Source organism: Nocardia sp. NPDC087230, assembly GCF_044744725.1.
Taxonomy (GTDB): domain Bacteria; phylum Actinomycetota; class Actinomycetes; order Mycobacteriales; family Mycobacteriaceae; genus Nocardia; species Nocardia canadensis.
Window position 1 is genome coordinate 270,278 of the sequence record NZ_JBIUYV010000005.1, and the last position, 21,868, is coordinate 292,145.

The 21,868-nt window shown below is 70.3% G+C and carries 26 protein-coding genes; 10 read left to right on the plus strand and 16 right to left on the minus strand.

The genetic code is table 11. The features are described 5' to 3' along the window. Positions 1–131: 131 nt before the first annotated feature. Complete coding sequence (ppk2, locus tag ACIO52_RS19455) at positions 132–1,067, plus strand: polyphosphate kinase 2 (RefSeq protein WP_218720290.1); 936 nt, start codon at positions 132–134, stop codon at positions 1,065–1,067. On the opposite strand, the gene ACIO52_RS19460 is transcribed toward ppk2, so the two are convergent. Continuing rightward, positions 1,064–1,801 (minus strand): SCO6745 family protein, encoded by a 738-nt coding sequence (locus ACIO52_RS19460; RefSeq protein ID WP_218720292.1) that lies wholly within the window; start codon positions 1,799–1,801, stop codon positions 1,064–1,066. The genes ppk2 and ACIO52_RS19460 overlap by 4 nt on opposite strands. 126 nt (positions 1,802–1,927) lie before the next feature. Here ACIO52_RS19460 and ACIO52_RS19465 point away from each other — a divergent pair, with 126 nt between their 5' ends. Then, positions 1,928–2,653, plus strand: a complete 726-nt coding sequence (locus tag ACIO52_RS19465; protein WP_255588267.1) for a Sir2 family NAD-dependent protein deacetylase — start codon at positions 1,928–1,930, stop codon at positions 2,651–2,653. Between the two features lie 138 nt (positions 2,654–2,791). Beyond that, entirely contained in the window at positions 2,792–3,895 is a 1,104-nt protein-coding gene (locus tag ACIO52_RS19470) for a glycosyltransferase (protein ID WP_402645531.1), read from the plus strand. A gap of 4 nt (positions 3,896–3,899) precedes the next feature. On the opposite strand, the gene ACIO52_RS19475 is transcribed toward ACIO52_RS19470, so the two are convergent. Then, a complete protein-coding gene (locus ACIO52_RS19475) occupies positions 3,900–4,775 on the minus strand; it encodes an NAD(P)-dependent oxidoreductase (protein ID WP_218720295.1) in 876 nt (291 codons plus the stop codon). Positions 4,776–4,825: 50 nt separating this feature from the next. On the opposite strand from ACIO52_RS19475, the gene ACIO52_RS19480 reads away from it, so the two are divergent. Next, positions 4,826–5,215: a MerR family transcriptional regulator gene (locus ACIO52_RS19480; protein ID WP_218720296.1), complete on the plus strand. Its 390-nt coding sequence runs from the start codon at positions 4,826–4,828 to the stop codon at positions 5,213–5,215. Positions 5,216–5,339: 124 nt separating this feature from the next. On the opposite strand, the gene ACIO52_RS19485 is transcribed toward ACIO52_RS19480, so the two are convergent. From ACIO52_RS19485 to ACIO52_RS19500, 4 genes are all read right to left on the minus strand, one after another. After that, entirely contained in the window at positions 5,340–6,809 is a 1,470-nt protein-coding gene (locus ACIO52_RS19485) for a hypothetical protein (RefSeq protein ID WP_402645535.1), read from the minus strand. An 84-nt stretch (positions 6,810–6,893) separates the two neighbouring features. Continuing rightward, complete coding sequence (locus ACIO52_RS19490; protein ID WP_316574853.1) at positions 6,894–7,076, minus strand: hypothetical protein; 183 nt, start codon at positions 7,074–7,076, stop codon at positions 6,894–6,896. 25 nt (positions 7,077–7,101) lie between these two features. Then, complete coding sequence (locus tag ACIO52_RS19495) at positions 7,102–8,358, minus strand: MFS transporter (protein ID WP_402645538.1); 1,257 nt, start codon at positions 8,356–8,358, stop codon at positions 7,102–7,104. A 94-nt stretch (positions 8,359–8,452) separates the two neighbouring features. Continuing rightward, positions 8,453–8,824, minus strand: coding sequence for a nitroreductase family deazaflavin-dependent oxidoreductase (locus ACIO52_RS19500; RefSeq protein ID WP_342800246.1), 372 nt, complete (start codon positions 8,822–8,824; stop codon positions 8,453–8,455). A 96-nt stretch (positions 8,825–8,920) separates the two neighbouring features. Between ACIO52_RS19500 and ACIO52_RS19505 the strand changes: the two genes are divergently transcribed. Continuing rightward, complete coding sequence (locus ACIO52_RS19505; RefSeq protein WP_316574855.1) at positions 8,921–9,565, plus strand: TetR/AcrR family transcriptional regulator; 645 nt, start codon at positions 8,921–8,923, stop codon at positions 9,563–9,565. Between the two features lie 57 nt (positions 9,566–9,622). On the opposite strand, the gene ACIO52_RS19510 is transcribed toward ACIO52_RS19505, so the two are convergent. The 5 genes from ACIO52_RS19510 to ACIO52_RS19530 form a co-directional block, all read right to left on the minus strand. Continuing rightward, positions 9,623–9,946 carry a hypothetical protein gene (locus tag ACIO52_RS19510; RefSeq protein ID WP_218720304.1) on the minus strand — a complete coding sequence of 108 codons (324 nt, stop codon included), beginning with the start codon at positions 9,944–9,946 and terminating at the stop codon, positions 9,623–9,625. A gap of 78 nt (positions 9,947–10,024) precedes the next feature. Continuing rightward, positions 10,025–10,558, minus strand: a complete 534-nt coding sequence (locus tag ACIO52_RS19515; protein WP_218720555.1) for a DUF4334 domain-containing protein — start codon at positions 10,556–10,558, stop codon at positions 10,025–10,027. A gap of 20 nt (positions 10,559–10,578) precedes the next feature. Then, on the minus strand, positions 10,579–12,243 hold the full coding sequence (locus ACIO52_RS19520) for a GMC family oxidoreductase (protein ID WP_316574856.1): 1,665 nt from the start codon (positions 12,241–12,243) through the stop codon (positions 10,579–10,581). After that, positions 12,240–13,688, minus strand: a complete 1,449-nt coding sequence (locus tag ACIO52_RS19525; RefSeq protein ID WP_218720307.1) for an NAD(P)/FAD-dependent oxidoreductase — start codon at positions 13,686–13,688, stop codon at positions 12,240–12,242. The genes ACIO52_RS19520 and ACIO52_RS19525 overlap by 4 nt, the downstream gene beginning before the upstream one ends. Further along, positions 13,685–14,485, minus strand: a complete 801-nt coding sequence (locus ACIO52_RS19530; RefSeq protein WP_218720309.1) for an alpha/beta fold hydrolase — start codon at positions 14,483–14,485, stop codon at positions 13,685–13,687. The genes ACIO52_RS19525 and ACIO52_RS19530 overlap by 4 nt, the downstream gene beginning before the upstream one ends. A 142-nt stretch (positions 14,486–14,627) precedes the next feature. On the opposite strand from ACIO52_RS19530, the gene ACIO52_RS19535 reads away from it, so the two are divergent. Continuing rightward, positions 14,628–15,287, plus strand: a complete 660-nt coding sequence (locus ACIO52_RS19535) for a TetR/AcrR family transcriptional regulator (RefSeq protein WP_218720310.1) — start codon at positions 14,628–14,630, stop codon at positions 15,285–15,287. Between the two features lie 13 nt (positions 15,288–15,300). Here ACIO52_RS19535 and ACIO52_RS19540 read toward each other — a convergent pair whose 3' ends face one another. Genes ACIO52_RS19540 through ACIO52_RS19550 form a run of 3 tightly spaced genes read right to left on the minus strand, consistent with a single transcriptional unit; the run spans position 15,301 to position 17,526 of the window. Beyond that, on the minus strand, positions 15,301–15,939 hold the full coding sequence (locus tag ACIO52_RS19540) for a TetR/AcrR family transcriptional regulator (protein WP_218720312.1): 639 nt from the start codon (positions 15,937–15,939) through the stop codon (positions 15,301–15,303). Positions 15,940–15,967: 28 nt separating this feature from the next. Further along, entirely contained in the window at positions 15,968–17,056 is a 1,089-nt protein-coding gene (locus ACIO52_RS19545) for an NAD(P)-dependent alcohol dehydrogenase (RefSeq protein WP_218720313.1), read from the minus strand. Beyond that, the gene (locus tag ACIO52_RS19550; RefSeq protein WP_218720315.1) at positions 17,056–17,526 is read right to left on the minus strand and encodes a DUF4334 domain-containing protein; all 471 of its coding nucleotides are present in this window, start codon (positions 17,524–17,526) and stop codon (positions 17,056–17,058) included. The genes ACIO52_RS19545 and ACIO52_RS19550 overlap by 1 nt, the downstream gene beginning before the upstream one ends. A gap of 94 nt (positions 17,527–17,620) precedes the next feature. On the opposite strand from ACIO52_RS19550, the gene ACIO52_RS19555 reads away from it, so the two are divergent. From ACIO52_RS19555 to ACIO52_RS19565, 3 genes are read left to right on the plus strand one after another with little or no spacing between them, the layout of a single operon-like run. After that, entirely contained in the window at positions 17,621–18,184 is a 564-nt protein-coding gene (locus ACIO52_RS19555) for a TetR/AcrR family transcriptional regulator (protein WP_218720317.1), read from the plus strand. 22 nt (positions 18,185–18,206) lie between these two features. Next, positions 18,207–18,785 carry a VanZ family protein gene (locus ACIO52_RS19560; RefSeq protein ID WP_218720318.1) on the plus strand — a complete coding sequence of 193 codons (579 nt, stop codon included), beginning with the start codon at positions 18,207–18,209 and terminating at the stop codon, positions 18,783–18,785. Between the two features lie 44 nt (positions 18,786–18,829). Further along, positions 18,830–19,438, plus strand: coding sequence for a GDSL-type esterase/lipase family protein (locus ACIO52_RS19565; protein WP_218720320.1), 609 nt, complete (start codon positions 18,830–18,832; stop codon positions 19,436–19,438). A 2-nt stretch (positions 19,439–19,440) separates the two neighbouring features. Here ACIO52_RS19565 and ACIO52_RS19570 read toward each other — a convergent pair whose 3' ends face one another. Then, positions 19,441–20,112, minus strand: coding sequence for a TetR/AcrR family transcriptional regulator (locus ACIO52_RS19570; RefSeq protein ID WP_218720322.1), 672 nt, complete (start codon positions 20,110–20,112; stop codon positions 19,441–19,443). Positions 20,113–20,232: 120 nt separating this feature from the next. Here ACIO52_RS19570 and ACIO52_RS19575 point away from each other — a divergent pair, with 120 nt between their 5' ends. Then, a complete protein-coding gene (locus ACIO52_RS19575; RefSeq protein ID WP_402645550.1) occupies positions 20,233–21,156 on the plus strand; it encodes an oxygenase MpaB family protein in 924 nt (307 codons plus the stop codon). A gap of 13 nt (positions 21,157–21,169) precedes the next feature. Here the strand turns inward: ACIO52_RS19575 and ACIO52_RS19580 are convergent, their stop codons facing one another. Beyond that, positions 21,170–21,808, minus strand: coding sequence for a TetR/AcrR family transcriptional regulator (locus ACIO52_RS19580; protein WP_218720326.1), 639 nt, complete (start codon positions 21,806–21,808; stop codon positions 21,170–21,172). Positions 21,809–21,868 lie beyond the last annotated feature (60 nt).

Genomic DNA, 21,868 nt, shown 5'->3' on the forward strand with positions numbered 1-21,868 from the left:
ACCCGCGGGTCGCTCCGTCCAGGACACGCTCACCACCGACGCGGGCCGAAGGCCCGGCCACGACCCGGTGCGCCGCGGTCCCACACCGCGCGTTCACCTCGCCGTCACGCTCGTGGCTTAGCGTCCGCGAGATGACCGATGTCGAGACGCGTCAGATCCCCCGCGAGGTCAGCGAGATCGCCGATCTCGCCACCGCTGTGAACCTCGCCGACACCACGGCGTTCACCGTCGACGACAGCGACGACGACGATCCCGTGCTGCTCACCGCGCCCGGCGGGCTGATCGTCGACACCTGGCGCGAGGGCTACCCCTACGACGAACGCCTGTCGCGCACCGAATACGAGCTGGACAAGCGGCTGCTGCAGATCGAGCTGCTGAAACTGCAGAACTGGATCAAGGCGACCGGGCGGCGCATCGTCATCGTCTTCGAGGGCCGTGACGCCGCGGGCAAGGGCGGCACCATCAAGCGGTTCATGGAGCATCTGAATCCGCGCGGCGCGCGGGTGGTGGCGCTGGAGAAGCCCTCGGCCCGCGAATCCACCCAGTGGTATTTCCAGCGGTATGTCGAGCACCTGCCCGCAGCTGGGGAAATCGTGCTGTTCGACCGGTCCTGGTACAACCGGGCCGGTGTGGAGCGGGTGATGGGCTTCTGCACGCCCGAACAGCATCGGCGGTTCCTTGGCCAGGCCCCGCTGTTCGAGAAGATGCTCGTCGACGACGGCATCGACCTGGTGAAGTTCTGGTTCTCGGTGTCGCCGCTGGAACAGCGCACCCGCTTCGCCATCCGCCAGGTCGACCCCGTCCGGCAGTGGAAGCTGTCCCCGATGGACCTGGCCTCGCTCGACAAGTGGGAGCAGTACACGGCGGCCAAGGAAGAGAACTTCGAGCACACCGACACCGACCACGCGCCGTGGATCGTGGTCAAGAGCAACGACAAGAAGCGGGCCCGGCTCAACGCGATGCGGTACGTGCTCAACCGCTTCGAGTACGACACCAAGGACGCGGAGATCGTCGCGACCGCGGACCCGCTGATCGTGGGCCGCGGTCGCGACGTGATCGGTTCCTAACGGACCAAGGCGGCGGTGTGCGCGGCCGACATCAACGCGGCCAGTTCGTCGCGTTCGGCCGCGTCGAGGGCGTCGAAGCAGGGTGCGACGAGTTCGTCGGTCAAGGTCTCCGCGGCATCCCAGCGGGCCCGGTGCTCGTCGGTGATCGGCTCGAACGGTTCGGACCAGCCGAGCATGCGCGCGTGAGTCGGACCGTCCGACACCGGGGATCCCGCGATCAGGATCGCCTGCAACGGGGTGAGCCCCTGGGCCAGCACCGCGATCAGGTGCAGGCCGCCGCGCAGTTCCCGCAGCACATGGGTCAATTGCAGGGCGGCGGCGCGGCCGTCGGTGGGCAGCGGCATCGCGCGCCAGCCGGCGAACAGCGGCAGCCCGGTCGACGGCGCCGCGGCGACGACGCGGCCGAGCAGCTCGGCGAGCCGGTCGGCGTCGTCGTAGGCGGCCAGCTTGCGCCGACCGAAGTCGTGACAGGCCGCGAGGTAGGCCGCGGCCGCGTCGGCGGCGGGCAGCGGCACGGATTCCCAAGCGGCCCGGACGCATCCGGGCTCGAAGAAGCCGAAGGCCGCGGCGACGACATCGGCGTCGACGTCACCGAGGACGCCGCCGCGTCCGCGGGTGTAGGCGCCGTGGAAGCCGGGGACCCCGACCGCCTGCCCGAATTCCCTGGCCTCACGCGAGATCATGAATGCTCCACCGAGTTCGAGCACCTGCTGCTTCACTGCTGTCGACGACATCGTCCACCTTCCGCTGTGTACATCCAGGCAGACTTTAGCGTGCAATAGCCAGATTCGGCACCCCTCATCGAGATCGGCGGGAAATTCTCGTCGACCACGCCGACCGACCGACCTACGCTGAACCGCATGACCAGCCGACCTCTCGTGGCGATCCTGTCCGGCGCCGGTGTCTCCACCGACAGCGGGATCCCCGACTATCGCGGCCCGCAGGGCCTGTGGCAGCGCGATCCCGACGCCCAGAAGCTGGTCACCTACGACTATTACATGCGCGATCCCGACATCCGTCGCCGCTCCTGGCTCATGCGCGGCGAACACCCGGCCTGGCGGGCCGAGCCGAATGCCGCCCACCACGCCGTGACCGCGCTGGCGGCGAGCGGGGTGGCGGTGCGAGTGATCACCCAGAACGTCGACGGCCTGCACCAGCTCGCCGGCCTGCCCGACCGCAAGGTCGTCGAACTGCACGGCAACGCCCGCACGGCGGTGTGCACCGAGTGCGGTGACCGCACGACCACCGAGTCCGCCCTCGAACGGATCGCGGCGGGCGAGGACGATCCGGCCTGCCTGCGCTGCGGCGGCATTCTCAAGACGGCCACCGTCATGTTCGGCCAGGCCCTCGATCCCGGGGTGCTCGCGCAGGCGATGACGATCGCCCAGGCGTGCACCGTGTTCATCGCGGTCGGCACGAGCTTGCAGGTCCAGCCCGCCGCGTCGCTGGCCGGGGTGGCCGCCGAGCACGGCGCCCGGCTGATCATCGTCAACGCCGAACCCACGCCCTACGACGACCTCGCCGACGAGGTGATCCGCGAGCCCATCGGCACCGCTCTGCCCGCCCTCCTGGCCACCCTCGGCTGATGCGGCCCGGCGCGAGGGCGGCCACCCGGCTGGTGCCGGGTCATGACCGTCGACACCGACACCGAATGAACCCGCCGCGCAGCTGTTTCGTAGCACTCGAACGGCCGACGACGCGGCCACGGCAGCGACGGAGGCCTGATGCGAGTGATGTTCGTGGCCATGCCACTACTCGGGCACCTGTTTCCGATGATGCCGCTGGCCGCCCGCCTGCAGCGGCGCGGACATCGGGTCATGATCGCCACGGGAGGCGCCGCCACCGCGGCCGTGCGCACGCAGCTTCCGGTCGCCGAGGTCGCTCCCCCGATCGACTACGTCCGTTCGGCGGTGCGCGGGCTCGGGGCCCATCCCCTGCTGGCCGTGCGGTCGGCGCGGGGGATGGCCGATGCGCAGGGTGGCGCACGGGTCTTCGCCGTCACCAATCGGCCGATGCTCGCGCCCTTGCTCGCGGCGGCCCGTGAGTTCCGGCCGGAGCTGATCGTGCACGAACCGTTCGCCTCGGCCGCCGCGATCGTGGCCGCCCAGCTGGGTGTTCCCACGCTCCTGCACAACATCGCCCTCGACGACGGCACCGTCATCCGCCGGGAACTGCTGCGGCTGCTCACCGACGCCGATCTCCCCGCGCCCGTGCGAACCCTGTCGATCGCGCCGCCGAGCATCGTCGAGGTCAGCGGGCGTCCGCTGCGCTACACCCCGTACGCCCCGCCCCAGGCCCGCACCCCTCCGTTCCTGCGCGAACCGTCCACGCGCGCCCGCATTCTGGTCACGCGCAGCACGATGCTCGGCGACGGCCCCGACGCGATGGTGCGTGCGATCGTGCGCGCGGCCCCCGAGGTCGACGCCGAGATCGTCATCGTCCGGCCCGATCGAAAGATCCAGCGCGCCACCGCACTTCCGGCTGGTGTCACGACGACGGGCTGGATCGCCCTGCACGAAGCCCTGCCGCACTGCACGGCCATGGTGAACCACGCGGGCGCGGGTTCGGTCTTCGCCGCCCTCCAGGCCGGTGTCCCGCAGCTGGCCACCCCCGCTCCCGGCGATCGGGCCTGGAACGCGACCGCGGTGCGACGCCGCGGCGCCGGGATCGCGGTGGCCGCCCGCTCGATCACGGCCGCGCACCTCACGAGCCTGATCGATGACCGCGACCTCGCGACCACCGCCGCATCGGTCGCGAGCGAGATCGCCGCGATGCCCGGCGTCGACGAGGTCGCCGACGAGGTGGTCGCGCTCCTGGCCGCGCGTTGAGCGATCAGTGGTGCGGCTTGCCGAACTCCTCGATCAGCACCGGATACTGTTCGCCGCCGTGCCCGGCGGCGATCGCGCGATCGGCCATCGCCTTGATCAATACCGGCAGCTCGGCGTTGACACCCAGCGCCTCGCACTCCTCGATCAGATGCGCCATCGACCGCACGTCGGTCTCCAGGGCGGCGACCTCGGCGGGGTAGGCGCCCCGGTCGATCTGGGCGGCATAGCCGGGCAGCCACGTCGCGACACCGGTGGCGATCTGCTGGGCGAACGGGGCGTAGGTGGCCGCGTCGACCCCGGCGGTCCGCAGCATCGCCGTGCCTTGGAGCCAGGCGTTGAGCACGCTCCACATCATCGCCAGACCGGCCACGTCGTAGAGGGAGGCCAGGCCGTGGTCGGCACCGAGATGGCTGACGGTGCCGAGTGCTTCCAGCGTCGATCGGTGCGTGGTGACGTCCTCGGCTGCTCCGCTGACCAGGATCACCGCCTCGGCGGTGCCGATGGTCGAGGGGATCGCCATGATGGCGCCGTCGAGGTAGCGGACACCGTGCTCTGCGGCCCAGCGGGCGGTGTCCCTGGCTTGGGCCGAGTCACCCGACGTCAGGTTGAGCAGTGTCGTGCCGGTGGGCGCGACATCGTCGAACAGGGCGCGCACGGCCCGGTAGTCGGTGACGCAGACGATCGTGAGGGGTCCGGCGGCGACGGCCTCGCCGACGGTCGCGGCGCGGTGTGCGCCGCGGGCGACGAGCTGCTCGGTCTTGGCGCTCGTGCGGTTCCAGACGGTGACGGGATGGCCGGCGTCGAGGAACGCGCCGGCGAGTGCGCGGCCCATCAGGCCGAGTCCGAGAACGGTGACGGGTGTGGCGGTGGTGTTGTCCATGGCAGCATCGTCGACGTTCATACCGGTGTGAAGGTCAAGTGAGGATGCGGATGCGGATCGGGGAACTGAGCCATCGGACGGGTGTCAACGCCCATCAGCTGCGCTATTACGAGGCGCAGGGTCTGCTGCCTGCCGAGCGGAGCCCGAACGGCTATCGCGTCTACGACGAGGGTTCGGTGCTGCGGGTCCAGCAGATCCGGCATCTGCTGGGCGCGGGACTGTCCTCCGAGGACATCGCGTTCCTGCTGCCGTGCGCGCAGGGTGAGGTTCCCGAGTTGCCCGGCTGCCCGGAGTTGCTGGGCGCCATGCGATCACGGATGCGCCGGATCACCGAGCAGATCGATCGGCTCACCCGGTCCCGGGACGCGCTCGCCGACTACATCGCGGCCGCCGAGCGTACCGGTGGCGACAGCTATCCGCCGCTGGATGTGCCCGCCTGAGGCTCGAAGGCCTGGCGGGCGCACAGTGGGGTGCAGCGGCGGCCCCGGCCGGTTGCTTCACGAGCCGGGCACCGGGTTCCAGCCATGCGGATCTGCACCCCCCCATTCGCGCCGACGACCGAGCTCACGGCTGGAAGGTGGTCTCCGCGATGCGCAGCAACGACCACACCAGCAGGGCGCCCGCGCCGATCGTGAAGAACACGAGCATCGGAATGTCGCCGTCGTCACGGGCTTTCGTGAGGATCTTGATCGCGCCGGCTTCGAGGAACAAGGTCAGCACGAGCAGGGTGAGGACCGCGACCGCCGCCCACATGGCGCCGGGCTGATACGCCCAGTAGCTCGCGATCCAGCCGAACAGCAGCGTGACGGGCAGACCGAACAGCATCCAGCCGAACCCGAGCACGACCAGGTTCTCACCGTGCGCCTTCGCCTCGGTCTCGTTCTCGGCGGCACCGACGGGCAGCACCCGGGCGATCTGCACGACCGCGTGCCCGACACACGCCACCACACAGGCGATGATCAGCGCGAAGTATCCTTCCGCCGGGCCCAGCGATGGTGTGCGCGCCCAGCGGAACGGCAGCCAGCCCGCGCACACCACGAGCCCGACAGCCCCGACCACGATGGGCCGGGCCCGCAACCGGGTCCGCACATAGCCCGCGGGAAACAGGTCACCGCGCCGCCCGTAGAGCCAGCCGACACACATCGGCGCCACCGCACCGACGATCACCGTCAGCCAGCGCCAGTGCGCGGGTGCCAGGAACATCGAGACGAACGCGAGCAGCCACGTCGTGACCACGAGGGCCTGCGCCGGTCGCGCGAGGGCGGTCCACAGCCGGTCGGCCAAGGCCCTGGCCTCGGCTCGCGGATCGAGCTCTGGCGCCGGCTCTGCTTGCACGACAACGATTTCCGGCTCCCCTCTTGCCGCCTCGACGCTGGGCGGGGCGGGCCACTCCCCCTCGAACGCCGAACCCGGACACAGCACGAGGCTGTCGTCGGCGCGGTAGTCGTAGTCGAGGTCGACCTCGCCGTAGTGACGCATCAGCTCCATCTGCCGGGTGATGGCCAGCCCGTGCCAGGATTCGCCGCAGTAGGGGTTCGGGCAGTCCGGGTAGGTCGGGTCGTCGTAGTCGTAGCCGACCCGGGGTTCGCCGTCGCGCATGCTCGCGTCCACGAGCTGGTCGATCTCGTCGAGCAACCGCTGCACAGGCTCGGACTCGGCGCTCAGCGTGGACCCGGCGGGCTCGGCCGCGACGGCGCCTGCGCCGGCCACCGGGTATTCGGTGGCCACCACGTCGACATCGCCGACCACGGGCGGGCTCGCGAACCATCGCCGCCGCACCGCGATCGCGTGGGCGGTGCCGCCCACCATCAGCACGAACAGACACAGGTCGAAGATGGTGTCGCGCGCCGGGTCCGGCTCACTCGCCCACACCTCCACCGCGAACAGACCCAGGTATCCGAGGGCGGCACCGGCCAGCGGCCACGACCGTGCCCGGACGGCCAGGACGGCGAACAGCGGCCAGGTCAGCAGGCCGAGCGAGAACAGGGGGACGAACGAGACCACCCAGCTGGCACCGCTGCGTACGGCTGACACGACCTACCCCCACTGCCCGGAAACGATCCGACGATCCTAGGGTCGCCGGATCGTCCGGTCCACACGATTGCCGCCTGTGCCCGGCTACTCCGAGGTGGAGCCGGCAGCGGGCCGTCGACGCTCGCGCACCACCAGGACCACCGCCGCCAGCGACCAGATGACGGCGTAGGCGACCGCACGCATCGGGCTCCAGTTGGTGAGCAGCAGGATCACAGCGACGCCACCGAGGAGGCCGAGGATGCGGGTGGTGCTGGCCGGGCCGGTCATCCGGCGATCATCGCATGATCACCGCTCACCCGTCGACGCGGGCGTCGAGCGCCGGCGCCTGCGCGTCGGCGCGGGGCCTGCGGCTGCTCCAGGCCAGCGCCGGGACGATGAGCAGGGCGATCGCCGCACCGAGCAGGGCCAGGCCGGGGTAGTCGGCCGCCGCGACGATCAGTCCCGAGCCCAGTCCGCCGCCCGCCCCGGCGACGGCGATCCCGACGTCGACGGTGCCCTGCGTGCGGGCACGGGTCGCGACGGGGGTGGCGTCGGCGATCATCGTGGTGCCCGCGACCAGCCCGAGGTTCCAGCCGAGCCCGAGCAGGCCGAGGGCGGCGGCCAGCGCGAGGACCGAACTCGGCGGGGCCAGCGCCGCGGCCAGACCGGCCGCGACCAGGGTCCCCGCGGCGGCGACGGCGACCAGCCCCGCGCCGATCCGGTCGACGAGCAGACCCGACAGCAGCGAGGGCAGATACATTCCCGCCACGTGCACCGCGATCACCACGCCCGCCGCACCGACACCGTGGCCGTGGTGCTGCATGTGGATCGGGGTCATGGTCATCACCGCCGCCATCACCAGCTGGGTCACCACCATCACGGTCGCGCCCGCCACGATCGGCGCCGACCAGGTCTTGCCTGCGGCGAGCTCGGCCGCCGCCGTGGGTTCGTCGGTGCGGACGAGCTCGCGGGCCAGCACGAGCGGATCCGGCCGCAGCAGCACCCACAGCACCAGACCGGCGAGCAGGTAGGCCGCACCGGAGAGTACGAACGGCCCCGACAGCGGCGGGATTCCCCAGGCGGTGGCCAGACTCGCCATGGGATGCAACAGATTCGGCCCGACCACGGCGCCCACCGTCGTCGCGACCAGCACCGTGCTGATCGCGCGGGCCCGATGCGCGGGTGTGGCGAGGTCGGCGCCCGCGTACCTGGCCTGCAAGCTGGTCGCGGTACCGGCGCCGTAGACGATCAGCGAGGCGAACAACAGCCCGAGACTTCCGGTGACCGCCGCGGCGACGACACCGAAACTGCCCAGCGCTCCGACCAGGTAGCCGACGGTGAGACCGGCCCGGCGCCCGGCGCGCTGCGAGATCCGGCCGACACCGACCGCGGCGGCCGCCGACCCGACGGTGAACATGGCGCTGGGCAGTCCGGCCAATCCGGTCGACCCGAGCATGTCCTGCGCCAGCAGCGCGCCGACCGTGATACCCGCGGCGAGTCCCGCTCCGCTGAAGATCTGGGCCGCCACGAGCACGGTGAGAGTGCGCCGCTGGGCGGGATGTTCGCTCATGGTCGTCAACAGTGCGGCAAAGGTGGACGTCCGTCCAATCGTTTCCTTCGCGCACGATCGGCTCGTGTCCAGCGTTTCACTCGGCGTGCGCGAATCAGGCCACCAGATCCATCCGCAGGAACTCGGTGATGCGCAGCAGCTTCGGCGGCCGCGCCACATTCTCGGGCAGCGCCCGGAATGCCTCGTCCTCGCCCACGACGACCGGTGCGGTCAGTTCCAGCTCCCGCCCGTCGACCCGCAGTCGGGCCCGGCCCGCGGCCAGCACGTTGCGCGCCCAGTCGCAGCGCGCGCCGTAGACGAGGACGAACACATAGCCCCCGTCGACGGGATAGGCGTCCAGGGGCGTGCGATACGTCGTCCCCGACCGTCGGCCGACATGGATGAGCACCGGCCATTTCCCGCCCTCGATCGCGCGCGGATTGAACACGCGCTTGTTGATCTGACCCCACCACCGCGGCATCGGCATCGGGTTCTCCTCCCTGCGACATCCCGGATGGACTTACATATGTAAGGCTGTCTTACGTCTGTAAGCTTGTCAACACTTCCAAGCCCAGGAGCTGCCGTGACCCGACCACCCCTCAGCCGCGAACGCGTCCTCGACGCCGCCATCCGCGTCGCGGACCGCGCCGGCGCCGAAGCGATCACGATGCGGCGGGTGGCCCAGGAGCTCGGGGTGGAGGCGATGTCGCTGTATCACCACGTGCCGAACAAGGACGCGATCCTCGACGGCGTGGTCGACACGGTGTTCGCCGCCATCGACCTACCCCCCACCGACCGCGACGACTGGCGCGAGGCGATCCGTGCCCGCGCGGCCTCCGCGCACCGGGTCCTGTCCCAGCACACCTGGGCACTGGGACTCATGGACTCCCGGCGCCACCCCGGCCCGGCGACGCTGCGCCACCACGACGCCGTCCTCGGGGTGCTGCGCACCGCCGGATTCAGCCTGCCCATGGCGGCGCACGCCATCTCACTCATCGACAGCTACGTCGGCGGCTACGTCCTACAGGAAGCGAACCTGCCCGTGAGGACGCCCGGTGAGGTCGCCGAGGTCGCCACCGACATCCTCGCGACCCTGCCCGCCGAGGACTTGCCGTATCTCACCGAACTGATCGTCGAGCACGCCCTGCGCCCGGGCTACGACCACACCGCCGAGTTCGCCTATGGGCTCGATCTGATCCTGGACGCGCTCGAACTACGCCGCGCCTGACACGACGACCATCGCCGGGCGGGTGGGCACCCGCCCGGACGTGGACTACCGCCGCACTCAGTGACCGGCGGGATCGGTCAGGTGCAGTCCCTCGCCGACCTTGATCCGGCGATGTTCGGCCAGCACGATCGCCACTCCCGACAGCAGGCACACACCGCAGATCAGCCCTGCGATCACTGCCCACCCGGCGAAGCCGGAACCCGCGGCCGTCAAGGTCGCGGCGAGAAAGACGATGCCGACACCGATGAGGAACAAACCGGGCCAGTTGAGGGAGTCCTGGATGGACTCCCCCGCGTGGGAGCGGAAGGTGCGTTCGGTATCAGGGAACCTGTGTACGTGCGGATCGCGGTGCGAAGCCCACGGATCGGGGTGTGTAGCCATGGCCTGCCGTCCTTTCGACGAGCGTCCCGTATCCCATGCCTACCCCTGATCGCGCCGAACTACCAGCGGAGTTGTGCGTCAGTCCCGACCGAGAACGAAGAAATAGGGATCGGGGAGGTCACGGAAGTCCATCAGACCGAACACGGTGTCCTCGTCGACCCGGCGGAACACGTCGATGATCGCCAGGTGGTCGTAGACCATCGCCGCCGTCACGACTCCGCGATGTTGTACCGAACGCAACCTGGCCCGGTACCGACGAGTGCGCAAGACCGGCTTCAGCACTCCGAGCAGTCCGCGGCCGCGCCGCACCAGCGAGTGCGGCACCTTGTCGGCCACCCCCAGCGGCACCTTCTTCGGGTCGACGGCGAAGATCTCGCCCGCGGGATCGCAGAACAGCAGCGGGTGCACACTGTCGAGGCCGTCGAACTGCTTGCCGTACCAGCCCGAGGCCTCGAGCAACCCGTCGAGCCCGTGCCCGGTGGCCAGCTCGCGCCCGTGCCATCGGCCGGTCAGCTCGGCAGGCGAGACGGCCGGGAGGCTGTCGAACAGGGCCAGCGCGTCCGCCCTGTCGCAGGCGGAGCCGAGCGCGGCGAGGTGATCGGTGGCGGTCATGGAGTCCTCTCCGGAACGGCTCATGCGGGCAACCGCAGCGCGCCCGGCGCCGAGGCGGGCACGACGGGATGGGCGGGGGCGACGGGCGCGACCCGCTGATAGGCGGCACCCAGGGCTGGGCGCGGATCGGCCTCGCCCTTGTTGGGCCAGTACGCCATCGCGCGTTCGGCCTGCGCGGTGATGGTCAGCGACGGGTTGACCCCGAGGTTCGCGGTGATCGCGCTGCCGTCGGCGATGTGCAGGCCGGGGTAGCCGTAGATCCGCTGGTAGGGGTCGATCACGCCGGTATCGCTCGAGTCACCGATCGTGCAGCCGCCGATGTAGTGCGCGGTGGCGGGAATGTTGAAGATGTCGGTGGCGATATTGCCGCTGACACCGTCGCATTCGTCGGCGTACTTGCGGGCGATCTCGTGCGCGAGCGGAATCCACTCGGGATTCGGTTCGCCGCTGCCCTGTTTGGTGACCAGCCTGCGTCCCTTGAGATACGAGGTCAGCGAGTTGTCCAGCGACTGCATGACCAGCAGGATCACCGACCGGTTCGAGGCGCCGTGCGCGTTCTGCGACCGCAGGAACTGGATCGGGTGCAGCAGGATCGTCAGCAGCAGGCGCAGGAACCGGAACGCGCCACCGTCGACCATCGGCACCGTCTGCAGGAACAGCGCGTTCTGCCCGGTGCCGTAGGTGCACACCTCGACGTGGGTCTGCGGCTCCGGATGGATGGAGGAGGTGATGGCCACGCCCTGGGAGAAGTCCTTGCGGGACTTGCTGGTGACGCCGATGATCGCCTCGGAGTTGCTGCGCGTCAGCTCCCCGACCCGGGGCGAGAGCTGGGGCAGCGTGCCGTCGGCGCGCAGCTTGTGCAGCAGCTTCTGGGTGCCCAGCGCCGCGGCCGCGAACACCACCTGCTGGGCGGTGAACGTGCGCCGCTGCTTGCGCAGCCACCCGTTCGAGGCGACGGTCTCGACCCGGTAGCCGCCGGCACCGTCGGGCGCCACCGAGGTCACCGTGGTCAGCGGATGCACCTGCGCGCCCCGGCTTTCCGCCAGATGCAGGTAGTTGACCGTGGTGGTGTTCTTCGCGTTGTGCTTGCAGCCGGTGAAGCAGTCCGAACAGTGGATGCAGCCCGCCCGCCGCGGACCGGCGCCGCCGAAGTAGGGGTCGTCGACCTCGACGCCTTCCTCGCCCTCGTTGAAGAACACCCCGACCTGGGTGCGATGGAAGGTGTCGGCGACGTTCATGCCGCGCGCGACCTGCAGCAGCACTTCGTCCTTCGGGCCGATCCGCGGATTCTCCACGACACCCAGCATCCGCTTGGCCTGGTCGTAGTAGGGCGCGAGTTCGCTCTTCCAGTCGGTGATGTGCGACCACGCGCGGTCCTGGTAGAACTCCGGCAGCGGCTCGTAGAGGGTGTTGCCGTAGATCAGCGAGCCACCGCCGACGCCGGAGCCGCTGAACACCAGGCATTTGCCGAGCACGCTGATGCGCTGCGGTCCGGTCAGACCCAGCCGCGGCGCCCAGATGGCCTTGGGAATGTTCCAGTTCGTCTTCGGGTAGTCCTCGGCGTTCCAGCGCCTGCCGGATTCGAGAACACCGACCCGGTAGCCCTTCTCGGTCAGGCGCAGCGCGGTCACGCTGCCACCGAATCCGGAGCCGACGACGATCACGTCGTAGTCGTAGTCAGTCATGCGGAGATCACCTCGTAGTCGGCGGCGTCGAATCGCGCCTGCTTCTTGTATTGGATGCCGAGCAGCGGCCAGTTCGTGGTGATGCGGCCGTCGGCCTGCCGATACCACGACGAGCACCGGCTCCACACGCTGTCGGTGAGCTGAGCCTGGATACGCGTGTCGTAGGCCTGTTCGACCTCGGGCCGCACGGTCAGCGGTTTGCCGGTGGCGGCCAGATGGGCCACGTAGTCACCGAGGTACTCGGCCTGGGTCTCGAGGAAGTAGATGATCGAGCCACCACCGGTATTGGTGTTGGGCCCGTACATGATGAACAGGTTCGGGAACCGCGGCACCGTCATGCCGTAGTAGGCGTGCGCGCCGGTGCGCCATTCCTGGTCGAGCGCGAGCCCGCCCGCGCCGGTGATCGACATCGGCGCGAGGAACTCGGTCGACTTGAACCCGGTCCCCCAGATGATGACGTCGACCTCGTGTTCACGGCCGTCGGCGGTGCACACCCCGGTCGGGGTGATCCCGGTGATCTTGTCGGTGCTCACCTCGACATTCGGCTGGGTCAGCGCGGGCAGGTAGTTGTCGGAGAACAGCATCCGCTTGCAGCCGATGGGATAGTCGGGCCACACCTGCTCGAACAGGCCCGGTTTGGCCGCGGTCTGCCTGCGCATGTGCCACTTGGAGATCGCCCGGATGGCGGCGGCCAGCGGCTTGGCGTAGACCCAGGCCAGGCTGAGCCCTTCGACCACGCTGTACCAGGTGCCGCGCTCGGCCAGCTCGGTCACCGGCAACTTCTCGAACACCCGGTGGTGCAGGGAACCGAATTCACGGTCCGGGCGCGGGACGATGTAGGGCGCGGTGCGCTGGAACAGGGTCAGCTTCGCCACGCGCGGCTGGATCTCGGGCACGAACTGGACCGCACTGGCCCCCGTGCCGATCACCGCGACGCGCTTGCCCGTCAGATCGATGTCGTGGTTCCACTCCGCGGAGTGGAAAGTGGTGCCCGCGAAGCTTTCCCGGCCCTCGATGGCGGGCAGCGCGGGACGTGAGAGCTGGCCGACCGCGGGCACGACGACATCGACCCGAACCTGTTCGCCCGAGTCCAGGCGCACGGTCCACCGACCCGTCGCGTCGTCGAACTCGGCCCCGGTGACCTCGGTGCCGAAGCGGATGTGGCGGCGCACGTCGTACTTGTCGGCGACGTCACGGATGTAGTCCAGAATCGCCGGTTGCCGCGAGAAGCGGTGCGGCCACCGCGGATTCGGCTCGAAGGAATACGAGTAGAACGGCGAGGGCACATCGCAGGCCGCGCCGGGGTAGGTGTTCTCGCGCCACACGCCGCCGACGTCGTCGGCCTTCTCGAAGACGATGATGTCGTCGAAGCCCCGTTTCTTCAACGCGATCACGGCGGCCAGGCCACCGAATCCGCTGCCGATGACCGCGATCGAAGGTTTCATGGAGCACTCCGGTTGTCGAGGATGGTCCGAACACACAGCTCAGGGGCGTCGCTGAACGGCAGGTGGCCGCAGCCGGGCAGGTCGGTGTGGCGGGCGAACGGCAGTACCGCTCGCGCGCGGGCGCTCTGGGTGCGGTGGGTGAGCACGACATCGCGGGTGCCCCAGGCGATCGTCACCGGGATCGTGGTCAGCGCGCCGGGGTCGTCACCGGTGGCCAGGACATAGGTGGCGAAATCGTCGCGGGCGGCGGCGAAGGCGGTCGCGCCCGCCAGCCCGGCCAGGTCGATTCGCGCGGCGTCGGGCCTCACCTGGGTCGGCTGCCCGAACATCACCGCCAGCAGCGCCGCCCGCCCGGCGCGGTACTCGACCGCCTTGTCCAGGGCCGGACCGGCGACGCGGGCGACCGCGCGCATGGCGGTCAGCGATCCCTGGACCCAGCGCAGGCCGGGACGCCCGTAGAAGCCGACCGGGGAGAACGCGGTGACGGCGGCGGCGACCCCGGTGCGGCCCAGCTCGAGGGCGATGCCGCCGCCCATGGAGCTGCCGACGACGTGCGGGTGCCGGATGTCGTGGTCACCGAGCCACCGCGCCAGCCAGTCGGCGTACCCGCGCGGGCCGGGCAGCACACCGGGCAGTTCCGGCGACGCACCGAATCCCGGCAGGTCGAGCGCGATCACCTCGTGCCGCTCGGCCAGGAGATCGATCACCGGCGCGAAGATCTGCCAGCGGCTGCCGAGACCGTGCACCAGCACGATCGGCGAGCCGGTGCCCCGGCGAATATGAGAGATCTGCGTCATCGCAGCCCTTCACTCAGAAGAAACAGTTACTGCGTACGGTTTCTCGATTGCACCAGGTCACTGGCGCTGCGTCAATAGGCAATCGGGGGAAGATTCGCCCGGCGTTCGCTCATACTTACCGTCAGCGCGTACGATTTGTCGGGTGACCCTGCAACAACCGCGCCGCACCCAGGCCGAACGCCGGGCCTCGACCAGGGCCCTGATCCTCGACTGCACGGCGCAATGCCTGCTCGAACGCGGCTACGCCGCGACCACCGTCAGCGCCGTCCAGGAACGCGCCGGACTGGCCCGCGGCACCGTGCAGCACCACTTCCCCACCCGCGCCGAACTGCTCATCGCGGCCACCACCCGCGTCGTGGATCTGCGGCTCGAGCAGTTCCAGCGCGAAGCCGAACTCCTGCCACCCGGACGCGACCGGCTGCAATCGGTCGTCGACCTGGCCTGGCGCGACCTGAACAGCCCCGCCTTCTTCACCGCGCTGGACCTGTGGGTCGCCGCCCGCACCGACGCCGAGCTCCGCGAACGTCTCGTGCACGAGGAGCGCCGCGTCTTCACCGAGATGCGCAGGCTCTACCTCGAGGTCGTCGGCGAACCGTACGCCGCGGACCCGCGCGCGGAGATCCTCGTCGAATTCACCATCGATCTGCTGACCGGCCTGTCGATGACGGCCATGCTCACCGGCACCCTCGGCGAACGCGAGGCGGTCGTGCGCCGCTGGAAACGCGCCTTGGCCGTGCTCATCGGCCGGCTACCCAGCGACGAACTCCTCGACGGCAGTCCCCTGCCCGCCGTCACCGACTGAGACCGCAATCGGGTCAGCCGATTCCGGCCAGCCCGTTCCAGCACAGCGCGACCGTCGTCTCCACCGCGTCCCGCTTGGGAATCGGCTTGCCCGTGTCCAGCCACTGCCGCGCCGCCAGATGACTGGCGCCGACCACACCGAACGCGCAGGTGAACGCCCGCGCGTCGTCCATCCCGGCCGCACGCAACTCCGCACTCACCAGTACCGCGCACTCACCGAAGGCGTGCCGGGCCCGCCACCGCACGCTCGGCTCGCTGGGCACCGGCGACTCGAAGATCAGCACGTGCCCGTCCGGGTCCTCGTCGACGAAGTCGAAATAGGCCAGCACCGCGCGCCGGACCTTGTCTTCCTGCCCGGTCGCCCCGGCCAGCGCGCTGCGGATCCCGCCGACCATCCGATCCAGATGATGCTGCAGCACCGCCAGATACAGATCGAGCTTGTTCGCGTACAGCGTGTACAGCACGGGCTTGCTCATGCCCGCCCGCAGGCCGATCTGATCCATGCTCGCGCCGTGATAGCCGTGTGCGACGAAGACCTCGCGGGCCGCGTTCAACGCCGCGAGCAGCCGTTCGGCGCGGGCGGCGACGGTCGTCGAATTCGGCGGGGTGTCCTCGTCTTCGGTGCCGAGGATGTCGCTGTGCAGGATCGTCATGTGCGGGACCGTTCGCCGGGTTCGTCGTTCACCATGTCAGCACCGGTTTGACCACGCGCCCGGCCCGCTGGTCGGCGAGCGCGGTGTCGATCTCGGTGTGCGGGTAGCGGCCGATGAGCCGGTCCACCGGGAACCGGCCCTCGGCGTACAGCGAGAGCAGATGCGGCAGGAACGTCGACGGCACGCTGTCGCCCTCGAGGCACCCGCGAATCGTCTTGCCGCGCAACACGATATCGCTGACATCTACCGGCGGCGTCCCCGCGCCGAGCCCGACGGCCACCACGGTCGCCCCGGTGGTCAGCGCGGCGACCGCGTCACCGAGCACCGCGGGCACACCGGTGGTGTCGATCGCGTGGGTAACGCCGCCGCCGGTGAGTTCGCGCAGTCGCGGCACCGTCGGCCCCTCGGCCGGATCCAGCGCGGCCTCGGCACCGAGCGCGAGCGCCGATTCCCGCCGCGCCGCCGAGGTTTCCACGACGACCACCCGCACGCCCGCGACCGTGCGCGCCGCGAGCAACGCCGCCATCCCGACCGCGCCGGCACCGTACACCGCCAGCCAGGCACCCGCGGTGGGCCGCAGCACGTTCAGGACCGCGCCGGCCCCCGTCTGGAAACCACAGCCGAACGGCGCGGCCACAGCCAGATCCAGCGCCGGGTCGACGACGATCGTGTTGTCCTCGGTGGTCAGGGCGTATCCGGCGAAACTCGACTGGCCGAAGAATCCGTCCAGCACCGGGGCACCGTCGAGCAGCACCCGTGGCGCGTCGTGCGCGCGGCGACCGAACTGGTTGAGCGCGACCGAACGCTGACAGTAGGCCGGGCGCCCGTCCACGCAGGCCGAGCACCGACCGCAGTGCCGGAAGGTCAGCACGACATGGTCGCCGGGCCGCACCGTCGCCACCTCGGGCCCGACCGCGGCCACGACACCGGCGCCCTCGTGCCCGAGCAGGATCGGCCGATCCGCCGCGCCCGCGCGCCGAGTCACCAGGTCGGTGTGACAGATGCCCGCCGCGGTGACGCGCACCAGGATTTCCCCGGCGCGCGGCTCGTCGACCTCGATGTCCTCGACCGAGAACGCCGCGGCCGGGTCTCGCGACAGGACCGCCGTGGTGCGCATCAGGACACCCGTTCCAGCAGGAAGTAGAAGTGTTCGCCACGGGACAGCACCAGTTCCGCCCGACCGTTCATGATGCCCATCAGTGTGTTCTCGTCGAGCCACTTGAAATGGTCGAACACCGCGCGGCCGTCGTAGACCATCGTCGCGGTCACCTCGCCGCGGAACTCGATGTTCCACAGGGTCGCCTCGCCCTGTCCCAGTTCGACATCGGAGAACAGGGTGCCGTCCTCGGCGCGACAGATCAGCGGCTTGGCGTCGTCGACCGCGAGGAAGGTCTTGCCGTACCAGCGGCTCGCGGGCAGCGCCCGGCACAGCGGGTGGCCGGTCTGGAAGGCATCGCCGCGCCACTCACCGAGGATGTCGTCGGTGCGGGCCGGGCGTAGCCGGGTCCACAGCGCGTCCAGTTCGGCGGTGGAGACGCCCTCGGTCTGCTCCCGGAGTTGCTGCCAGCGTGGCTTGTCCGCGCCCATGGTGTCCTCGTCTCGCCGATTCCAGAACCATCTGGTTCCGAACGGACCATAGTTCCGAACCAGATGGTTCGGCAAGGGGGGTAGGCTTCCGGCCATGCGTGCGGCAGGCGAGGCAACCAGAGAGCGAATACTCGCTGCCGCGAAGGCGGAGTTCGCCGAATTCGGCATCGCGGGCGCCCGGATCAACCGCATCGCCGACGCCGCCCACGCCAGCAAGGACCGCCTCTACGCCTACTTTCCCGGCAAGAACGAGCTCTACGCGGCCGTCACCGAGCGCTGGACCACCGAAACGGCCGAGGAGACCGCGCTCAGCGCCGACGACGTGCCCGCCTACGTCGGCCGCCTGTTCGACCACTTCGTCGCCCACCCCGACAACGCGCGTCTGCAGGCCTGGTCGGACCTGGAACCCGAAGGCGCCCACATCGGCCCGCTGCTGCGCCGCACCATCGACGCCAAACTCGCCGAACTGCGCCGCGGTCAGCGCGAGGGCCTGCTCACCGACGCAGTGCCGCCGGTGATCCTGCTGCGCATGCTCTCCGACCTGACCCGCACCAACGCGATGCAGGCCCGCTTCGCCGCCGAGCGGGGCGACATCGAGCAACTCTCGACCCGCCGCGCCGCGACCGTCTTCGCCGCCGCCCGCATCGTCGCCCCCTGACGGCGCCACTATCGTGGGGCCGATGGGGAGCGTGTGGACGTCGTGGGGGCATGTCCTGATCGCCTGGACGGTGGCGGTGCCGGTGTTAACGGCCGCTACCGCGCTGCTCGTCACTCGTCGGCTCCACGCGGGGCTGCCGCGTCGCCTCGCGCTGCGGCGGTCGATCGCCGAAGTCGGCATCGTCGGCGCGACGCTGCCGTGGGTGTGGATGATCCTCACGCCCGCCACCGGAACACGGGCGGTGAGCTTGATGCCGCTGCGGGACCTCCTCGACACGCTCGGCGCGGCGCCGGGCACCGCGTTCGTCCAGGTGGGCGCCAATCTGATGGTGTTCCTGCCGCTGGGTTTCCTGCTCCCGCTGCGGTTTCCGCGAATGTCGGGCGTCGCGCGGATGACAGCGGTCGGCGCGGTCGTCTCGACCGCGCTGGAGATCCTGCAGTACATCCTCGATCTGGGGCGGGTGACCTCGGTCGACGACGTCCTGCTCAACGCCGTCGGCGCCGGACTCGGCGCGTGGTCGGCGGCCGTCCACGTCGCGCGCCGGGAATCCGGGGCGTCGCGCAGTGACCGGGTGTTGGTCCGGCTCGGCTGGGCGAGCTGAGGCCGTCGCGCGCGGCGCCCACACGCGCTCGTACTGTCGTCCCGGTGAGCGCAGATCTTCGTATCTTCTTTTTCGGCGATTCCTTCGTCCAGGGGATCGGTGACCCCGAGTACCGCGGCTGGGTGGGGCGCGTCCTCGCGGCCACCGGCGTCGGCACGACCGCGTTCAATCTCGGAATCCGGCGCAACACCTCCGAGGATGTGCTGCGCCGCTGCTGGACCGAGATCGAACCGCGCGGGATGAGCGGGGCCGACCAGCGACTGGTGCTGTCCTTCGGCGCCAACGACGCGATCGAGGAGAACGGCGCGGTCCGAGTCGATCCGGCTCGCAGCCTGGACAATCTCGCCACGATCATCGACGGTGCCCGCCGGCGTGGGATCGCACCGCTGGTCGTGGGTCCGCCGCCGGTGATCGAAGCGGGCGAACCGCATCTGCGCCGCGTCACCACGCTGGCCGAACAGATGTCCGCCCTCTGCCACGCGCGCGACGTGCCGTTCATCGACATCACCGCGGCCGTGGCCGAGGACCCGGTCTGGCGCGCGGAGGTGCTGGCAGGCGACGGTGCGCATCCGGGCAGCGGCGGCTATCGCCGGCTGGCCGACCTCGTGCTCGACGGCGGCTGGCGCGAGTGGATCGCCGTGCCACGCCGCTGACGTCAGCCGGCGGGGGTCGTGCGGGGGCTGCCGGCGAATCTGATCTGCAGTAGCTGGCGGGCGATGACGTCGGTGAGATGTGCCTGGGTGGTGTCGAATTCGCCGCGCATCCACGCCGCGACCAGCTCGAGCGCGCCACTGACCACCGCGTAGGCGGCCATGTCGGAGTCGAGTTCGTCGTCGGCCGACTCCGGGACGAGCTCGCGGCCGACCGCCGCCATGGCGCGGGCGATCGAGTGCTGGGTGGACAGGCGCGCGGCCTGCAGCGCCTCGGTGCTGTGCGCGGTCAGCAGCAGGGCGTGGCGGCGCGGGTCGGCGACCAGGAAGCCCAGCGCGGCGTCGGCGGCGGCGTGGACCTGACTGTCGAGGTCGGGGCCGGCAGTGTGGGTGGCGGTGACCACGACGGCGATGCCCTCGGTCGTGAGGTCGTCGACCAACGCCGACAACAGAGCGTCGCGATCGGCGAACTGCTCGTAGAAGTAGCGGTCGTTCAGGCGGGCCCTGGTACACACCGCGCGCTTGGTGACCGCGGGCGCGCCACCCTCGGCGAGCAGATCCAGCGCCGCCTCGAACAGGGCGGCGCGGCGGCGGGACCGACGCTCGTCGGCTGCCACCCCCGCGTAGGCACGCGGCGCGGCCGTGTTCGCGGAATCCTCACCCATGCTCTTGACCATCCCACCATTCTGGTGCACTCTGACACCACACGAGTTTCTGGAGTCGCGCGACACCAGAATAGCGCCCTAAGTGTCGCCCGGGCCGGTGGTCCACGACACCGGAACAAAGGAGTTCCCCCGATGTCCTGCCCCGTGCCCCATCTCGCGACCACGGCAACGCCCGAGCAGGTCTCCGACGCTGTCGCCCGCTTCGAGCGGGTAGGCGGCTCGGTCCTGTTCAGCCTGTTCGGCGTCGGCCTGTTCGACCAGCCGATGCTGCCGCCCGTCTCCGCCGCACTCGAAGCCACCGGACGGTCCCGCAACCAGCCCTGGGCGCGCGCGGTCCGCACCGCGGCCGCCGACCAGCTGATCTACCACGGCGAGGACACCGACCGCGAGACCGAAGCACAGCGCCTGATGGTCCTGCACCGCGACGTCAAGGGGATCGGACCGGACGGGGAACGGTACTCCGCGCTCAACCCCCAATCATGGAACTGGATCCTCTACTCCACCTTCTTCGTCCAGCGCGGCGCCTACATCGCCCTCACCGGCGCCGAACCGACCCTCGCCGAGAACCAGGCCATCTGGGACCACTACCGGCACAAGACCCTCGGCCTGCACCTGCCCGGCAAGTCGCGACCGATCGAGGACTACACCGAACTCGTCACCCACTACACGCACATGGCAGCCACCGAACTCCGGTCCACGCCCGCCCTCGACGCCGCCGTCGCCTCGGTCCGCCACGCCCCGCGCCCGTACTTCCTGCCCGCGGCCACCGGCCCGCTGTGGCGGTTGAGCTCGCCCGCGCTCGGCCACCTCCTGATGGTGCTCGGCTGCGGCATCATGCATCCCGACGTCCGCGCCCGCATGCCCTACCCCTGGACCCGCCGCCACGAGCGCGAATTCCAGGCGATCACCAAAGCCCTGCGGATCGCCTTCGACCGCCTGCCCGCCTCGGTGACCGACTCCCCCATGGCCCGCAACCGGCGCAAGTACCAGAAACTCGTCACCAAGTACCGCGACGTCGGACTCACCTCCTTCGCCCCCGACGCCGCACTCCGCTGACCGACACCACCGCTCACGGCGCGTCGCCGTAGACCACCAACCAGATGGCTCGCCCGAGCGCCGTGGCCAGCTCCCCGTCATCGACCCCGATGTCACCGGAGCAGGCCACGGCCATCGTGCGCTCGACCATCGAGGTCAAGATCAACGCGGTGGCCCGCGGATCCAGCCGCGCGCTGACCCGGCCCGCCGCACGATCCGCCGCCAACCGCGCCGCCACCAACTCGGTGAACGCGGCGACCCGCGCCCGCCAGAACGCACCCACCTCGCGGTCGTAAGCGGCGACCTCGCTCAAAGCCAACAGCAGATAGCGGTGCGCGCGGACACCGTCGATCATCGCCGCGGCTGCCACCACCACACCGGCCTGCCGATCGGTGTGCTCGGCACTCCACCACCGCTCCGCCGCCGCGAACAAATCGGCGGTCGCCAACTCGCCCAGCCGGACCAACAGCCTGCTCTTGTCCGGAAAATACCGGTAGAACGTCGATCTGGCCGACCCGGACGCCGCGGCGATCCGCTGCACGGCCAGCTCGGTGAACGGCGTGCCGTCGGCCAGCAGATCCTCCACCGCGCGTAACACCCGCGGCTCGAACTCGGTCCGCCGATCGTCGGACGGTTTGCGGGCCGATCGCGGGACACGGGTCAGCGAGGGCATCGGCGGCTCCTCGACTGTTCGGCCGCGAGCGCACATGCGTCGACCATGCGCCCATTGTGC

What these genes read in the sequence shown, in the direction of transcription:
- ACIO52_RS19510 (WP_218720304.1), bottom strand. Translation starts at nt 9,946, where the DNA reads ATGGCTACACACCCCGATCCGTGGGCTTCGCACCGCGATCCGCACGTA.
- ACIO52_RS19560 (WP_218720318.1), top strand. Translation starts at nt 18,207, where the DNA reads ATGGGGAGCGTGTGGACGTCGTGGGGGCATGTCCTGATCGCCTGGACG.
- ACIO52_RS19530 (WP_218720309.1), bottom strand. Translation starts at nt 14,485, where the DNA reads ATGACGCAGATCTCTCATATTCGCCGGGGCACCGGCTCGCCGATCGTG.
- ACIO52_RS19475 (WP_218720295.1), bottom strand. Translation starts at nt 4,775, where the DNA reads ATGGACAACACCACCGCCACACCCGTCACCGTTCTCGGACTCGGCCTG.
- ACIO52_RS19480 (WP_218720296.1), top strand. Translation starts at nt 4,826, where the DNA reads ATGCGGATCGGGGAACTGAGCCATCGGACGGGTGTCAACGCCCATCAG.
- ACIO52_RS19520 (WP_316574856.1), bottom strand. Translation starts at nt 12,243, where the DNA reads ATGACTGACTACGACTACGACGTGATCGTCGTCGGCTCCGGATTCGGT.
- ACIO52_RS19555 (WP_218720317.1), top strand. Translation starts at nt 17,621, where the DNA reads ATGCGTGCGGCAGGCGAGGCAACCAGAGAGCGAATACTCGCTGCCGCG.
- ACIO52_RS19515 (WP_218720555.1), bottom strand. Translation starts at nt 10,558, where the DNA reads ATGACCGCCACCGATCACCTCGCCGCGCTCGGCTCCGCCTGCGACAGG.
- ACIO52_RS19460 (WP_218720292.1), bottom strand. Translation starts at nt 1,801, where the DNA reads ATGTCGTCGACAGCAGTGAAGCAGCAGGTGCTCGAACTCGGTGGAGCA.
- ACIO52_RS19500 (WP_342800246.1), bottom strand. Translation starts at nt 8,824, where the DNA reads ATGCCGATGCCGCGGTGGTGGGGTCAGATCAACAAGCGCGTGTTCAAT.
- ACIO52_RS19580 (WP_218720326.1), bottom strand. Translation starts at nt 21,808, where the DNA reads ATGCCCTCGCTGACCCGTGTCCCGCGATCGGCCCGCAAACCGTCCGAC.
- ACIO52_RS19540 (WP_218720312.1), bottom strand. Translation starts at nt 15,939, where the DNA reads ATGACGATCCTGCACAGCGACATCCTCGGCACCGAAGACGAGGACACC.
- ACIO52_RS19465 (WP_255588267.1), top strand. Translation starts at nt 1,928, where the DNA reads ATGACCAGCCGACCTCTCGTGGCGATCCTGTCCGGCGCCGGTGTCTCC.
- ACIO52_RS19470 (WP_402645531.1), top strand. Translation starts at nt 2,792, where the DNA reads ATGCGAGTGATGTTCGTGGCCATGCCACTACTCGGGCACCTGTTTCCG.
- ACIO52_RS19545 (WP_218720313.1), bottom strand. Translation starts at nt 17,056, where the DNA reads ATGCGCACCACGGCGGTCCTGTCGCGAGACCCGGCCGCGGCGTTCTCG.
- ACIO52_RS19490 (WP_316574853.1), bottom strand. Translation starts at nt 7,076, where the DNA reads ATGACCGGCCCGGCCAGCACCACCCGCATCCTCGGCCTCCTCGGTGGC.
- ppk2 (WP_218720290.1), top strand. Translation starts at nt 132, where the DNA reads ATGACCGATGTCGAGACGCGTCAGATCCCCCGCGAGGTCAGCGAGATC.
- ACIO52_RS19495 (WP_402645538.1), bottom strand. Translation starts at nt 8,358, where the DNA reads ATGAGCGAACATCCCGCCCAGCGGCGCACTCTCACCGTGCTCGTGGCG.
- ACIO52_RS19575 (WP_402645550.1), top strand. Translation starts at nt 20,233, where the DNA reads ATGTCCTGCCCCGTGCCCCATCTCGCGACCACGGCAACGCCCGAGCAG.
- ACIO52_RS19550 (WP_218720315.1), bottom strand. Translation starts at nt 17,526, where the DNA reads ATGGGCGCGGACAAGCCACGCTGGCAGCAACTCCGGGAGCAGACCGAG.
- ACIO52_RS19525 (WP_218720307.1), bottom strand. Translation starts at nt 13,688, where the DNA reads ATGAAACCTTCGATCGCGGTCATCGGCAGCGGATTCGGTGGCCTGGCC.
- ACIO52_RS19570 (WP_218720322.1), bottom strand. Translation starts at nt 20,112, where the DNA reads ATGGTCAAGAGCATGGGTGAGGATTCCGCGAACACGGCCGCGCCGCGT.